The 14,098-nt window shown below is 67.7% G+C and carries 12 protein-coding genes; 5 read left to right on the plus strand and 7 right to left on the minus strand.

The window, feature by feature from the left end; all coding sequences use genetic code 11:
- Window positions 1-38: 38 nt before the first annotated feature.
- The 4 genes from murD to QFZ41_RS05650 all read right to left on the minus strand — a co-directional run bounded on the left by murD (window position 39) and on the right by QFZ41_RS05650 (window position 6,190).
- Window positions 39-1,391: a UDP-N-acetylmuramoyl-L-alanine--D-glutamate ligase gene (murD, locus tag QFZ41_RS05635; RefSeq protein WP_429197848.1), complete on the minus strand. Its 1,353-nt coding sequence runs from the start codon at window positions 1,389-1,391 to the stop codon at window positions 39-41.
- The gene (gene murL / locus QFZ41_RS05640) at window positions 1,378-2,727 is read right to left on the minus strand and encodes a UDP-N-acetyl-alpha-D-muramoyl-L-alanyl-L-glutamate epimerase (RefSeq protein ID WP_429197849.1); all 1,350 of its coding nucleotides are present in this window, start codon (window positions 2,725-2,727) and stop codon (window positions 1,378-1,380) included. Before murL ends, murD begins: the two co-directional genes overlap by 14 nt.
- The gene (locus tag QFZ41_RS05645; protein ID WP_429200190.1) at window positions 2,724-5,285 is read right to left on the minus strand and encodes a bifunctional aspartate kinase/diaminopimelate decarboxylase; all 2,562 of its coding nucleotides are present in this window, start codon (window positions 5,283-5,285) and stop codon (window positions 2,724-2,726) included. Before QFZ41_RS05645 ends, murL begins: the two co-directional genes overlap by 4 nt.
- A gap of 137 nt (window positions 5,286-5,422) precedes the next feature.
- Window positions 5,423-6,190 (minus strand): RNA methyltransferase, encoded by a 768-nt coding sequence (locus QFZ41_RS05650; protein ID WP_429197850.1) that lies wholly within the window; start codon window positions 6,188-6,190, stop codon window positions 5,423-5,425.
- Window positions 6,191-6,324: 134 nt separating this feature from the next.
- On the opposite strand from QFZ41_RS05650, the gene QFZ41_RS05655 reads away from it, so the two are divergent.
- Both QFZ41_RS05655 and QFZ41_RS05660 read left to right on the plus strand, forming a co-directional pair.
- Window positions 6,325-7,128 carry an inositol monophosphatase family protein gene (locus QFZ41_RS05655; protein ID WP_429197851.1) on the plus strand — a complete coding sequence of 268 codons (804 nt, stop codon included), beginning with the start codon at window positions 6,325-6,327 and terminating at the stop codon, window positions 7,126-7,128.
- Window positions 7,129-7,267: 139 nt separating this feature from the next.
- The gene (locus QFZ41_RS05660) at window positions 7,268-8,311 is read left to right on the plus strand and encodes a metallophosphoesterase (protein ID WP_429197852.1); all 1,044 of its coding nucleotides are present in this window, start codon (window positions 7,268-7,270) and stop codon (window positions 8,309-8,311) included.
- A 1-nt stretch (window position 8,312) separates the two neighbouring features.
- On the opposite strand, the gene hda is transcribed toward QFZ41_RS05660, so the two are convergent.
- The 3 genes from hda to QFZ41_RS05675 form a co-directional block, all read right to left on the minus strand.
- Window positions 8,313-9,008 (minus strand): DnaA regulatory inactivator Hda, encoded by a 696-nt coding sequence (gene hda / locus QFZ41_RS05665; RefSeq protein WP_429197853.1) that lies wholly within the window; start codon window positions 9,006-9,008, stop codon window positions 8,313-8,315.
- A complete protein-coding gene (locus QFZ41_RS05670) occupies window positions 9,005-10,171 on the minus strand; it encodes an AI-2E family transporter (RefSeq protein ID WP_429197854.1) in 1,167 nt (388 codons plus the stop codon). Before QFZ41_RS05670 ends, hda begins: the two co-directional genes overlap by 4 nt.
- A 73-nt stretch (window positions 10,172-10,244) precedes the next feature.
- Window positions 10,245-11,231, minus strand: coding sequence for a DUF2066 domain-containing protein (locus tag QFZ41_RS05675; protein ID WP_429197855.1), 987 nt, complete (start codon window positions 11,229-11,231; stop codon window positions 10,245-10,247).
- Between the two features lie 137 nt (window positions 11,232-11,368).
- Here QFZ41_RS05675 and purM point away from each other — a divergent pair, with 137 nt between their 5' ends.
- The 3 genes from purM to QFZ41_RS05690 all read left to right on the plus strand — a co-directional run bounded on the left by purM (window position 11,369) and on the right by QFZ41_RS05690 (window position 13,929).
- Window positions 11,369-12,406, plus strand: a complete 1,038-nt coding sequence (purM, locus tag QFZ41_RS05680; RefSeq protein WP_429197856.1) for a phosphoribosylformylglycinamidine cyclo-ligase — start codon at window positions 11,369-11,371, stop codon at window positions 12,404-12,406.
- An 8-nt stretch (window positions 12,407-12,414) separates the two neighbouring features.
- Window positions 12,415-13,062 (plus strand): phosphoribosylglycinamide formyltransferase, encoded by a 648-nt coding sequence (gene purN / locus QFZ41_RS05685; RefSeq protein WP_429197857.1) that lies wholly within the window; start codon window positions 12,415-12,417, stop codon window positions 13,060-13,062.
- A gap of 174 nt (window positions 13,063-13,236) precedes the next feature.
- Window positions 13,237-13,929, plus strand: a complete 693-nt coding sequence (locus QFZ41_RS05690; protein ID WP_429197858.1) for a DUF3108 domain-containing protein — start codon at window positions 13,237-13,239, stop codon at window positions 13,927-13,929.
- Window positions 13,930-14,098: the final 169 nt, after the last annotated feature.

A 14,098-nucleotide genomic window follows, 5' to 3' on the forward strand; every position in this document is an offset into this window, starting at 1 on the left:
CCGGATCGCCGACAGGGCCGGCTCCCACCAAAGCTCGGCTAGCCGACGCCGAGTCCCTGGATGCTGGCCATCCCCGGCTCGAAACCCGCCAGCTCCGCGAAGTACCGCCCCCGCTCGGTGTAGTCGCGGAACTGATCGAAGCTCGGTGCGCCCGGCGACAGCAACACGCAGCCTTCGCCGCCGAGCGCGACACGCGCGGCGGCCACGGCGGCCGCGAGGTCGGTGGCGCGGTAGACGTTCGCGACACCGGCGGCTTCCAGCGCATCGGCGATGCGTGGACCGTTGCCGCCCTGGCAGACGATCGCCTGCGGCTCGTGTCCGCGCATCGCCTCGACGAAAGGTGACCAGTCCAGGCCGCGATCGTGACCGCCGACGATCAGCGCCGTACGTGCGGCGCCCACGCTTTCCAGCGCGGCCAGGCTCGCCAGCGGCGTGGTGCTGATCGAGTCGTTGATCCAGCTCAGTCCATCGCGTTCGCCGAGCGGTTGCAGCCGGTGTGGAAGTGGCGCGAACGTCGACAGCGCCGGTGCCGCGGCACGTGCGTCGTAACCGAGTATCTCCAGCGCGGCCAGGGCCGCGCAGGCATTCACCGCGTTGTGCAGTCCCGGAGCGGACACCCGCTCCGCGCGAATGACGTCCTCGGCACCACGGCGGATCCAGCCCTGCCGCGCATGCCATCCGGCGGCGTCGCCGAACGTGTGCAACCCGGGATGACCCGTGGCGCGCGCGAGCAAGACGGGCTGCGCCGCGTTCACGAGCACCCGTTCCGACGCCGTGAGCAGTTTGAGTTTGTCGTCGACATAGCGCTCGCGTGAGCCGTGCCAATCGAGATGTTCTTCATACAGGCTGGTTACGACACCAAGCGATACGCCCGAGGCCTCGCCGGTCTGGAAGCTCGACAGCTCGATCACCCACAGGTCGGCGCTGGCCTCATCCAGCTCGAGCAAGGGCAAGCCGATGTTTCCCGCCAGCGCGGTACGCACGCCCAGCGAACGCGCCAGGTGCGCGAGCAACGCGGACGTCGTGCTCTTGCCCTTGGTGCCCGTCACGGCGATCGTCTGCGCGGTGCGATGCGTCGCGAACCACAAAGCGGTGCCCGAGGTGAAGCGCGTACCCCGCGCCCTCGCTTCGAGCAGTTCCGGTTTGTACGCGGAGATGCCAGGCGACTTTATGACGACGTCGAACGCGGCCAGCGCGTCGGGGCCGGGCGCGTCGGAGTGCACGCGCACCGAAGGAAACGCCGCCTTCGCCGCGTCTACCTCATCGAGCGTGCAGTAGAGCTCGATCGCCTGGCCTGGCTGATGCCTCGCCAGTGCATCCAGCGCGGCGCGGCCTTCCCGGCCGAACCCCCATACGGCGACACGCCGGCCTTCGAGATCAGCCCAGCGCATCCAGCGCTCCGAGCAACCGCTGCGGTACCAGGTGCGAAGCCCCGGGCTTCAGCCAGGGCTCGATCGCCAGTTCGGAACGGTCGAGTTGCGGCAGGATCTCACTGCGGAAACGCGCGACCAGCGCGTCCTCGCGCCACTCCGGCTTTTCGGCCAGGGCGGCCATGGCGGCACGCGCCTCGGCACCCTCGCCAACGCACTCGAACGGCTTGTGATCCTTGTATTCAAGCAACGCGTCGAACGCGCCGGCCAACTCTTCATCGTCGAGCAGGTTGCGCCCGAAGATCGAGAGCAGCCGTGGCTTCGCCATGAACGGCGCGAGCGCGAGAAACACGAAATGGCATTTCGGACACTGGCCGCACCAGCGGTCCGCGGGCTTCGGCCCGAGGATGCGGAAATTGCGGTTGCAGCTGGAGAAGACGTTGAAGTACTCGCCGCCCAGCCGCGCGAACGCGCTGGTCACCGCCAGTTCCGACCACGGACGCAGCAAAGAGCAGTAATCGAGGTCGGCGGCCACGTGGGTGTGCAGGTAGTCGTGCAATGTCTTCTCGAAACCGAAGCCCTTGCTCCACTGATGGTTCACTTCCTGGCCTTCGTACTCGAGCGTCGCCACGGAAGCAGAACGTTCATTGGCGAAAACGATGGAGTCGTAGCCGTAGAGCACCGCCGCCAGCGCGAGGATCACCGAGTTGATCGCGGTGACGGGGATATGCCCGTTCCATGCGCCAAGGCGGTTCAACTCGAAAAGACCCGGCGCGAGTTCGCGCGAGATGTTCAACGTGGGAAGGCCCGTGCGCGCCGCGCACTCCGCGATCAGCGGCGAATTCCCCACCCATACCGCGGTGGCCTCGGCGCCGATGGACTTCACCGCCTCGACCGCCACCACGGAATCCTTGCCGCCGCCGATCGGAAGCAGCGAACGTTTCGGAAGACCGATCGCCGGCGCGGCCACGCGGCCCTTGCGCTCGAACGGAAACGCGATGCGGCCGCGCAGGTCCAGCCGGTTGCGATAGGCGAACTCGGCCAGGCCGTGCAGGTACAGCGCATCGAGCATCGATGCTCCGTCCTCGTCGAGTGCCTCGCCCTCGACGACGATCGCAGCGGGGATGCCCGCCTTGTAGTAACTGACACCGGCGACCAGGTGAAGAAGACGCAGGGCCGCCGCGAACGCCGCCTCGCGTTCCGCCGGCACTGCGGGCGCACCGGGAAAGGTCACGCGTTCGATCAGCTCGGGACCGTCGTCGAACGCGTAGACCAGTTCGGCCACGCCCTCCACGAACGTATGCCGGACGAAACGGAAACGCTCGCTCGTGCGCGGATCGGTAAGCGTGGCGGTCACGGCAGCAAGACCTCGTCGGCTTCGTCACGAAGGTTGTACCGGGAGGACATCGCGGCGCCGTACGCGCCGCCCTGGGCGATGAGGACCACGTCGTCTTCCTTCGACTCGGGCAGTCGGCGGTCGGAACCAAGGATGTCGCCCGACTCGCAGATGGGGCCCACCACCTGATACATCGTGGTCGCGGGTTCGCCGAACCGGGAGAGGTTGGCGATCTCGTGCCAGGCATCGTAGAGCGCCGGGCGGATCAGGCTGTTCATACCGGTATCGAGGCCGAGGTAGCGCACATTGGCGCCCTTCTCCTTTTCCTGCGTGACCTTCGCCAGCAAGACACCGGCATCGGCCACCAGGTACCGGCCCGGCTCCATCCACAACTGGAATTGCGGGTACGCCTGGTGCACGGAGGTGAGCACGCGATCGAGCGCCGCCATGTCCAGCGCCGTTTCACCGGGATGCGAAGGCACGCCGAGCCCACCGCCGATGTTGAGCACGGAGATCGTGCCGATGCGTTCGGCCAGCGCGGCGAGCTGTGAATAGACTTCGCCCCAGTGCGCCGCGTCGAGGATGCCCGAACCCAGGTGCGCGTGCAGGCCGATCACCCGCGCGCCGGCCGCATCGGCCAGGCGCAGGAAGCGGTCCAGGTGCTCGATCGGCACGCCGAACTTGCTGCCGGTACCGCCGGTCTTCACCTTCTCGTGGTGGCCCAGGCCGCGACCCAGGTCCACGCGGAGCATGATGTCGCGCCCGGCGAACATGTCGCCCCAATGCTCGATCGGATGCAGCGCATCGATGGTGATCGTCGCGCGTGTCGTCAGAGCGGCCTCGAAATCGCGGCGGGCCGCAAAATTCGGGGTGAACAACAGCGGCACGTCGTCCGGCACGGCGGCCGAAACCGCCGCCAGCTCACCCGGCGAAACACACTCGAAGGCGAAGCCTTCCTCCGCCAGCACCTTGAGGATGCCGGGGTGGGTGTTCGCCTTCACCGCGTAATGCGCGCGATCGACCGCCTTCAACGACTTCACGCGTCGCGCCTGCGCACGCACGGTCGGCAAATGGTAGACGTAACGCGGCGTGCGTTCCCGGGCCAGCCGCATCAGGGCCGGGCGTTCGCCCTGCCACCACGCCGCGCTCGGCAGCCCCTGTTCACCGGCGCCATAAAGCGCCTGCCAGGAAGGGCCGAAGACGACGCTGTCGTCCGTACGCAGCGCACCGGCGCCGATCAGCAGTTCGTGCAGGCGAGGCAGCATGTCATCCACCACATCCTCGTCGACGACGAAGGTCAGGTTGAGGTTGTTCGACGACTGCGAGATCAGGTGCACGCGCAACTGGCCGAACTCGGCCAGCACGCCCGACAGCTTGTGCAGCATCGAACGCATTCCACGGCCGACGAGGGTGATGGCCGCGCACGGCGCGATCACCTTCACCCGGCAGACGCGGGCCAGATCCGCCGCCAGCGCGGCGATCGCATCGGAATCGAGGAGGTTCTCGGTCGGGTCGAGCGACACCGTGACGTTGGTTTCCGCCGAGCCGATCAGGTCCACCGACAAACCATGGCGCTTGAAGGCGTCGAATACGTCGGCGAGGAAGCCCACCTGCTGCCACATGCCGACCGATTCCATCGACACCAGGGTGATGCCCTTGCGCGCGCTGATCGCCTTGATGCTCGGCGCGTGCTCGCGCACTTCCGGGCCGATCGAGGTGCCTTCCAGTTCGGGCCGGTTGGTGTCCTTGATCAGCAAGGGCACGCGGGGTTCGCGCAGTGGGGAAAGGCAGCGCGGGTGCAGCACTTTCGCACCGGTGGAGGCGATTTCCTGCGCCTCTTCGTAATCGAGCCGCTGCAACAGGCGCGCGCCCGCGACCTGCCGGGGGTTGGCGCTGAACATGCCGGCGACGTCGGTCCAGATTTCCACGCGCGACGCCGCCAGCAGCGCGCCGAAGTACGCCGCCGAGGTGTCGGAACCGCCACGCCCGAGCAGGACCGTTCTCCCGGCTTCGTCCTGGGCGATGAAGCCCTGGGTGATGAACACCTCGCCGCGCTCCGCCAGCGCGGCCGACAGCGCCGCGTCGTGATGCGGCTCCACCATCGCCGAGAGCAGGCGCGTCCGTTCGTTCTGGTTGGGCAGCACCACCGAATGCAGGCATTCACGGGCATCGACCCAGGTGGTCGCCAGCCCGTTTGCCGAGAGAAAGGCCGCGCCGAGCGCGCTGGACATCAACTCACCATGCGCCTGCACGCGCGCCTGCCAGGCCAGTTCACCCAGGTCCGCGGCACCCGCCTCGGCGAGTATCGCCAGGTCGGCGAGGCGTGCGCCCAGGGTGGCCGGCATCGACAGGGACATCTCCGCGAGCAAGGCATGGTGGCGATCGGCCAGTGCGGAGGCCGCGTCCGAGCGGCGTTTGGGTTCCGTGTGCGTGCAAAGCTGTTTCAGGCCGTCGGTGATACCGGACAGGGCCGAGACCACGATCAGCACGCGTGCGCCTTCGGCGCGGCGGCTGGCGGCCAGCTCAAGGATATTGCGCCAGCGTGCGGCGGTGGCCACGGAGGTGCCGCCGAACTTCATGACGATCCAGGGCGCGTTGAGGGGCAACGGCGCGTTTGCGTTTTCGCTCACGGGACTCTTTGGTTTGGTGGGGAAAGCGTTGGCCGGCCGAACCGGCAAATCTCCCGAAGTGTTGCGCCGCAACGGGAAAAAGGCAATCAACCGTCTTTGTGCGCGATCTGGGCCATGCGCTGCGCATCGGCGAGTATGCCGTGCAGGATGCGCAGCTCGCGCGGCTCGGGCCGGGCGCGCAGGAAGAGCTTGCGCAGTTTCAGCATGATGGTCGTGGGCGAGCGGCCCTTGTGGAATTCGATGTCGTCGAGGGTCTGGCCGAGGTGGGTGAAGAATCGTTCCATCTGCTCGGCATCCGCCGGCGCTTCGTCAGGGTCGACCCCGGCCGTGACGGAAATCCGCGGCTCGTCCGCCAACAGCGCCGTGCGCAGTTCGTAGGCCACCACCTGCACGGCCTGCGAGAGGTTCAGGGAACTGAAATCGTCCACGCTGGGGATGCGCACCATGGCGTGGCAACGCGCCAGTTCGTCGTTCTCCAGGCCAGTGCGTTCGTTGCCGAACACCAGCGCCACCTGCTCACCACGACGGGCGGCGGCGATCGCCTGGGCCGCCCCTTCGCGCGGATCCAGTTCCGGCAGGTTCACCCCACGGCGCCGGGCGGAGAGCCCGAGGGAGAACGTGGCGCCGGCCAGCCCGCCGACCAGGTCGTCGTGGATGGCCGCGTTGCCGAGAACGTCGTCCGCGCCGGCCGCCAGCGCCGTCGCCTCCGGATCGGGGAAGCGGTGCGGCGCCACCAGGGTCAGGCGGTCGAACCCCATCGTGCGGATCGCGCGCGCGGCCGAACCGATGTTCCCCGAGTGGGAGGTGCGGACGAGGACGAAGCGGAGGCGGTCGTGGAGATCGGAAAGGGCCATGGGCGGCGGGCGATTGGCGGGAGGACCGGAAAGTCTACAACGGCAATGACTTGGGCGAGGCGCGGCAGGGTGGTAAACTCTGCGGCCGATGCGGCTTCGACCGCCTCCCTCGTTCTTTTACCAAGCCGATCCCCATGCCCAGACCCGCCGTCAATGTCGCGGCGCGCGCCGCGCGCTCCGCAGGAAACATCATCCTGCGCTATATGAATCGCATCGAAGGCCTTGCGGTCGTCGAGAAGCAGCGTATGGACTTCGCCTCCGAGGTCGATCGCCTCGCCGAAGCCGAGATCGTCAAGGAACTCCGTCGCGCCTATCCCACCCATGCCATCCTGGGCGAGGAGTCCGGACAGATCGGCAAGGGGCCGCTGACCTGGGTCATCGATCCCCTCGACGGCACGCACAACTACCTGCGCGGCATTCCGCACTTCTGTGTCTCCATCGCCCTGGTCGAGAAGGGCGAGCCGGTCTATGGCGTGGTCTTCGATCCCCTCCGCGATGAACTCTTCACCGCGAGCAAGGGCGATGGCGCCTATCTCAACGACCGCCGCATCCGCGTCGGCAAGCGCGAAGGCCTCGCCGGCGCACTCATCGCCACCGGCTATCCCTACCGCGCGCGCAACCACCTCGACGCGCAACTGTCCATGACGGCCGCCTTGCTCAAGGAAGCCGAGGACATCCGCCGCATGGGTTCGGCGGCGCTCGATCTCGCCTACGTGGCCGCCGGCCGCGTCGACGGTTTCTTCGAGCCTGGCCTCAATGTGTGGGACATCGCCGCGGGCGCCCTCCTCGTGCGCGAAGCCGGCGGCGTCTACGGCGATTTCGCCGGGCGCGAAGGCCTGCCGGAGAACGGCAACATCATCGCCGCCAATCACAAGGTGGCCGCCGCGATGACCGAGGTCATCAGTGCCAACGCCACGCCGCGCCTCCTCGGCGTGTAATCGGACGGCCAGCGCCGTGGGATAAACCCTGGCGCTGGTCCTTCCGTGCGCCTACATACGCGCGTGGGCGCCGCCTCCTAATCTGTCACTGGCGAACCGAATGTTCGCTTCTCCTACGACGGATCAAGGAAAATCCCCCATGCCAATCCCCACACAAGACATCGGCCGCCTGTCGGCCGCGCTCGCGCTCGCCGTCGCTTCGGCCTGCCTCGCCCCCACCGCGGCGGCCGAGGTACGCACGATGATCGTCACCTCCGACCCCCAGTACCCGTGGACGGCGAAGACGGATGCCGGCATCCCCCAGAGCGACGCCGAACGCAACGCCGAATCCGAGGCGCTGATCGAGGAGCAATACCGCAGCATCGTGGCCTACCGGGCCGCCCGCCCCGGGCAGGAGATCCCGGTGTTCATCAACGGCGACATCACCGCCTACGGCCACGGCGACGAACGGAGGGTGATGGCGCGCCTGTTGCGCACGCTCGGCGGCAACGTGCACATTGGCCTGGGCAACCACGACTACGAAAACAACATCCGCCGCGACAACGGCAGTGGCTGCTACAACAACGGCTGCGCACGGGACAGCATCACCGACCTGTCCCGCCACGTCACGAGCAAGCACGGTGTCGTCTCGTTCGACTTCTCGGTTCAGCCGGGAGCGTTTTCCACGCACTACCAGGGTAGCCTGGCCTACGCGTTCAACGCGCCGGGGCTGGACCGCGTGCTCAACCTGCAACTCCACAACCACCCCCTCTATGCCGTCTCGTTCGACACGACCGAGGGCATCCTCCCGGCCCGCTACGAGATCGAGTCGTCCGTGCCCTGGCTCGGGAACATCCTTCAGGAATACATGAGCGTGCCGCCTTTCGGCACGCGGGACGATCGTGCCTACGACTTCGCCATCGTCCATGTGCACGACCCGGACCGTTTCGACGGCGACTTCGCCCGGACGGTGGCGGACGCCGATGTCGCGGCGATATTCGCCGGCCACCTTCACCGACGGCTCGGATACCACCGAAGCGTCGCGGGGGTGCCGGTCTTTCTCAGCGGATCCGCCTCGCAACGCACCTATCTCGTCGTGGAACACGACACCGACGAGGCCGTGCTGCGGGTCTATGGCGTGCGTGACAACGACCCTGAGCACAAGCACCTGATCGACACCGTGCCAATCCGCAGGGACGCCTGAGTCAGTCGTTCTTGAGAAGGTTGCGCAGGAAGGGCACCGTCACTCGCCGTTGCGCGGCGAGTGACGCGCGGTCCAGCGTATCGAGCAGGTCCAGCAAGGTGCCGAGATCGCGGGCGTGGTGGGCGAACAACCAGTCCAGCACCACGTCGTCCAGTTCGATGCCACGCGCGGCGGCCTGGTCGCGAAGCACATCGCGGCGTTCCCTGTCCGCCAGCGGTTTCAGCACCGCCTGGGTCAACGAACCCAGTCGCGAGCGCAGGTCCGGCAAGGCGATCTCCAGCGACACCGGCGCGCCCATGGCCGAGAACAGCAACGTGCATCCGTCCGCGCGGTAGCGGTTGAACGTGTCGAACAACGCATGCTCCGCGTCGTCGTCGCCGGCGATGGAATCGATATCGTCGATCGCCAGCACGTCGCTGCCGGCCATGCCGCGAATCGCCGCCGCGCGCGATCCCCGCAAGCCGGCCAGCGGGAGGTATTGTGCCGTACGGCCAGCGTCGATCGCGGCCTGGCAAGCGGCGATCAACAGATGCGTACGGCCGCTGCCCAAGGGCCCGGCCACGAACACCCATGGCGCGGAGGCGTCCACCGCCGCCGCACGCACGGCTTCCACCGCCACCGCGTTGTCACCGGGATGGAAGTGTTCGAAGCGCTGGCGTCGCGGCCAGCGCAAGGCGAGAGGGAGCTGTGCCGTCATGGATGGCCGTCGCCGCCAGGAAGCGGGGGTTGCCCGTGCCGCGTGTTCACCGTGACGTCGACGTCCACGTCGACTTCCACCTGCTCGGCCGATGCATCCGCGGCCGGCTCCATGTAGAGGTCGCTCTCGCGGTAGCGCGCGAACGCGTAACGCATCAGTACCACCACGACGGAGGCGGCCGGCAGGGCCAGCAGCACGCCGAGGAAACCGAACAGATGGCCGCCCGCCAGCACCGCGAAGATCACCGCCACCGGATGCAGGCCGATCTTGCCGCCGACGAGGCGCGGCACCAGCACGTAGCCTTCGAGAAGCTGGCCGATGGTGAAGACCACGCCGACCAGGATCACGTGCGTCCAGTCGCCGTACTGGACGAGTGCCGCGATCAGCGCCGCGACGAAGCCGATCATGAAGCCGAGGTACGGAACGAAGCTGAGCAGGCCCGCCACCATGCCGATCAAGGGACCGATGGATATGCCGACGAGGGTGAGGCCCAGGCCATAGAACACGCCGAGCGCCAGCATCACCAGGAGCTGGCCCCGAACGAACGCGCCGAGCACCTGGTCGGACTCGCGCGACAGGTGCACCACGGTCGGCTCGATCGAGCGCGGCAACAGCCGCTGGATGTGCGCGATCATCGTGTCCCAGTCGCGCAGCAGGTAGAACGCGACGACGGGAATCAACACGGCGTTGGTGATCCACGTGACCACGCCCATGCCGGACTGCGTCACCTTGGCGACGGCCTTCGCGGCGATGGATCCCACCGATCCGATATGCTCGCGGATCGTCGCCAGCAGGCTGTCCGTATCGAACACGTTCGGGTCCAGCCGCAAGCGGGTCTGTATCCACGGCAACGCGGTGCCACGCACCCAGTCGACGTAGTGCGGCAGGTTCTCGGCGAGGTTCTCGAACTGGTGCTGGATCAGCGGGATGAGCAGCAGCACCACCCCGACGAAGACCAGCGAGATCACGGTGAACACGATGCTCACCGCCCAGGTGCGGCCCATGCCCAGCCGTTGCAGGCGATCGGCAAGCGGATCGCCGAGGTAGGCGAGCATGGCGGCGATGGCGAACGGCATCAGCACCGGCGCCAGCAACCAGATCACGAAGATGATGACGGCGGTGATCGCAAGGAGTTGCCAGCGGCGCGAAGTGTCGTGGTTCATGCGAGTCCTGATTCGTCGTAGGGGTAGCGCCGCCAACGTCCGGAGGCGGCGTGGGCGCTGAAGTCGCGGTTCGTCACGGAACCCAGCGCACGGCCAGGTCGGCGCCATCGTGGGCGTCGGCGGCCAGGATATGACCACCCGCCGCATAGGCCGCCACCAGGCGTGCCAGCGGGGCATTGGCGTTGACATTGAGCAGTACGCCGTCGGTGGTGGCCCCTACCGGCGCGACCGACTTGATCGAGGGGTCGTTCTGGAAGGTGGCCAGCAGCCCGGCGTAGTCGGCGGCGGAACGCAAGCCGGTCACCCATATCTTGCCACTGGAACTACCGCCCTGGGTGGCCGCGAACTGCCTGTCGAGCTTGTCCGCCATGGCGTTGGCGCCATTGGCGAGCAACGCGGCGCGGGCCTCTCCGCTGTCTTTCCAGTTGCTGGTCCGGCCGGCCGACACGAGGGTCCAGTCGGCCTGGTCGTCACCTACCTTGCCGACCAGCACCATGGCGGTGTTGTAACGGCGGGCCACGGTCGCCACGGCGCCGGCGTCGCCCTGGGCGATCGCTTCCGGGTCGGGTAGCGCGTCGGGCTTCGGCACGACGATCTGGTAGCCGCGCGTGTCGGCCATCTGCGCCAACGGCACCAGGTCCGGCTGGCCCAGCAGTTTGCCGCCAGCGTCGCGTGCGATCACCAGCACGGGCGGCTTCGGCGCCGCCACCGACGCGTCGCCTACCGCCAGTACACGGCGGATCGCGCCAGGATCGAAGACGATGTCGAGACTCAGCGGAGCCCCGTTGGCACCGCCGGTGCGGGCGTACTGGTATTGCTGGACGAGGCCACCGGGTTGTTTCATGGCCTCGGCGTAGCCGGGCTTACCGCGGGGGTCGGCGCCGTTGGAGGCTCGGGCCAGCACCTGGGTAAGCCCCGTGGCGAAGGCCTGGTCGCGCACGGCGGCACTGGTATCGGCCACTGGCACCGTCACCGTGTAGATCGATGTCTGCGCCATGGCCGAGCCGGCGCAAGCCACCACGAGGAGCATCCATAAGGCGAGGAAACGGGCTGGGCGCATGGTCGTGGCATCCCTCTGTGAAGGCGGGAAGTCTGCCCAAACCTTTGCATGACGTCCATCCAGGGCGTGTGCAGGGACCGGCCGCGCCATCGCTTGCTGCTATCATGCGCGGTTTCCAATACGCGCCGGTACCGCTTATGTCCTCCGACCAGGGCTCCCTCACCTATCGCGACGCGGGCGTCGATATCGATGCCGGCAATGCCCTCGTCGAGCGCATCAAGCCGATGGTCAAGCGGACCTTCCGGCCCGAGGTGATGGGCGGGCTCGGCGGCTTCGGCGGCTTGTTCGACCTCTCCGGCCGCTACAAGGAACCGGTTCTCGTCTCGGGCACCGACGGCGTCGGCACCAAGCTCAAGCTCGCCCAGCAGCTTGGCCGCCACGACACCATCGGCATCGACCTCGTCGGCATGTGCGTCAATGACGTGCTCGTGCAGGGCGCCGAGCCGCTGTTCTTCCTCGACTACTTCGCCACCGGCAAGCTCGACGTCGACACGGCCGCCTCGGTCATCAGCGGCATCGCTCGCGGTTGCGAACTTGCCGGATGCGCCTTGATCGGCGGTGAAACGGCCGAAATGCCAGACATGTATCCGCCGGGCGAGTACGACCTCGCCGGCTTCACCGTCGGGGCCGTGGAAAAGTCCGCGATGAACGACGGCTCGTCCATCGTCCCGGGCGACGTCATCCTCGGCGTCGCTTCGTCCGGTCCTCATTCGAACGGTTATTCACTGATCCGCCGGATTCTCGAGCGCGCGGGTTCGCCGCTGGAGACCGATGTCGGCGGCGTGACGCTGGTGGACGCGCTGATGGCGCCGACCACGATCTACGTGAAGCCGATGCTCGACCTGATCGCCAAGGTGGACGTGCACGGCATGGCCCACGTCACCGGTGGCGGGCTGAAGGAAAACATCATCCGCGTGGTGCCCGATGGCCTCGGCCTGTCCATCGACGCTTCCTCCTGGGAACTGCCGCCGGTGTTCCAGTGGCTGCAGCGCGAGGGCAACGTGGCCTCCGAGGAAATGTGGCGCACGTTCAACTGCGGCATCGGTTTCACGGTGTTGCTCGCGCAGGACCAGGTCGGCGCGGCGAAGGCGTTGCTTGCCGGGCATGGCCTGGACAGCTGGGTCATCGGTTCGGTCGTCGCCGCATCGGGCGACGACCGCGTCCACATCGCCTGACACCTCGCGTGGAACGCCGTCTGCGCATCGCCGCGCTCGCCTCCGGACGCGGCAGTAACCTTGCCGCGCTCATCGCCGCCCGCGACGCCGGCCGGCTGCCGGTGGAGTTCACCCTGGTGGGCAGTGACAAGGCACAAGCCGGCGCCTTGCGGATAGCCGCCGCGGCGGGCATTCCGACCATCGCGCTGAATCCGAAGGACTATCCCACCCGCGCGGACTTCGATGCCGAGCTGTTCGGCCAGGTCGCGCGCAGCGGCGCCGAACTGCTCGTTCTTGCCGGTTACATGCGGATCGTCGACGCCGCGGTGGTGGACGCCTGGGAAGGCCGGGCGATCAACGTCCATCCGTCGCTGCTGCCCAAGTACCGCGGCCTGCACACGCATCGCCGCTGCCTCGAAGCGGGCGATGTCGAACACGGCGCCAGCGTGCACTTCGTCACCGCCGAACTCGACGGTGGCCCGGTGGTCGCCCAGGCCCGCATCCCCGTGCATCCGGGCGACACCGAGGCCGACCTCGCCGAACGTCTGCTGGTGGAGGAACACCTGCTGCTGCCCGCCGTGGTCAGGGCGATCGCCTCCGGCCGCCTGCGCTGGAATCGCGGTCCGGTGTTCGACGGCGCGCCCCTGACACAGCCGCTGGCCCTGACGGACCTCTGACACCCCACAAAGCCCGACGGAGGCCGGCCTGCCCTCGGTGGGAGCCGACCCTGTCGGCGATGGGTGCTCGCCGTAAGCTGGCCCGCTGCCGCGGGATCGCCGACAGGGTCGGCTCCCACCAGCGATGTCGCCCCGCATTCAGCCGCCCCGGCTAAACTCGGTGGCATGACGACCATGACCTTCCTTCGCGCCGGCCTCGCGCTGGCCCTCGCCCTGCCCGCCGCCGCGTTCGCCACCGACGTGCCGCAGTCGTTCACCGCCACGTATCAGGTGCTCAAGGACGGCGGCCCCCTGGGCGAAGCCACCGTCACCCTGAAACCGGCCGGCAACGGACAGTTCGAGTATTCGAACCAGACCAAGGGCACCTCGGGCCTCGCCGCCATGCTCGGTGCCAACGTGGCGGAAACCTCGCGCTTCACGTGGGCGGGACAGGTACCCCAGGCGGTGAGCTATCACTACCAGTTGGACGCGGCAGTGAAATCCAAGACCCGCGACCTCACGGTCCAGGGCGGCACCGTGCAGGTGCAGGACAACAAGAAGAGCTTCAGCTATCCGGCCGTGCCGGGCATGGTCGAACGCAACACCTTGCCGCTCGCGCTTGGCCTGGCGCTACGCTCGGGCCAGCAGCAGGTCGCCCTGCCCGTCGCGGTGAAGCAGGCGGTGGAGAACCAGCAGTTCAAGGTGTCGGGCAAGGAAAAGGTCACCGTGCCGGCTGGCTCGTTCGACGCCGTCCGCGTGGATCGCACCGATGCGGACCGTGGTTTCAACGCATGGTATGTGCCGGCGAAGTTTCCGGTTCCGGTGAAGCTGGCGCAGAAGGACGGCGGCGACCTCACGATGGAACTGGTGAAGTTCGAGGGCCGCTGATCGCCGACAGGGTCGGCTCCCACATTCTCCTGTGGGGCCACCAGCCAGTTCTGCTCAACTCAGCCTCTTGATCGCCGACAGGGTCGGCTCCCACCGGGCTTGCGGGCTCTGGTGGGAGCCGACCCTGTCGGCGATTTCAACGCCGCGATTCCGGCAGCGGCTATGTCAG

The sequence above is a fragment of the Luteibacter sp. W1I16 genome (genome assembly GCF_050434905.1).
GTDB lineage: Bacteria > Pseudomonadota > Gammaproteobacteria > Xanthomonadales > Rhodanobacteraceae > Luteibacter.

Coding starts and splice junctions, on each gene's coding strand:
- QFZ41_RS05645 (WP_429200190.1), bottom strand. CDS start 5,285: ATGAAGTTCGGCGGCACCTCCGTGGCCACCGCCGCACGCTGGCGCAAT.
- QFZ41_RS05675 (WP_429197855.1), bottom strand. CDS start 11,231: ATGCGCCCAGCCCGTTTCCTCGCCTTATGGATGCTCCTCGTGGTGGCT.
- QFZ41_RS05670 (WP_429197854.1), bottom strand. CDS start 10,171: ATGAACCACGACACTTCGCGCCGCTGGCAACTCCTTGCGATCACCGCC.
- QFZ41_RS05650 (WP_429197850.1), bottom strand. CDS start 6,190: ATGGCCCTTTCCGATCTCCACGACCGCCTCCGCTTCGTCCTCGTCCGC.
- QFZ41_RS05660 (WP_429197852.1), top strand. CDS start 7,268: ATGCCAATCCCCACACAAGACATCGGCCGCCTGTCGGCCGCGCTCGCG.
- QFZ41_RS05690 (WP_429197858.1), top strand. CDS start 13,237: ATGACCTTCCTTCGCGCCGGCCTCGCGCTGGCCCTCGCCCTGCCCGCC.
- QFZ41_RS05655 (WP_429197851.1), top strand. CDS start 6,325: ATGCCCAGACCCGCCGTCAATGTCGCGGCGCGCGCCGCGCGCTCCGCA.
- hda (WP_429197853.1), bottom strand. CDS start 9,008: ATGACGGCACAGCTCCCTCTCGCCTTGCGCTGGCCGCGACGCCAGCGC.
- purM (WP_429197856.1), top strand. CDS start 11,369: ATGTCCTCCGACCAGGGCTCCCTCACCTATCGCGACGCGGGCGTCGAT.
- murD (WP_429197848.1), bottom strand. CDS start 1,391: ATGCGCTGGGCTGATCTCGAAGGCCGGCGTGTCGCCGTATGGGGGTTC.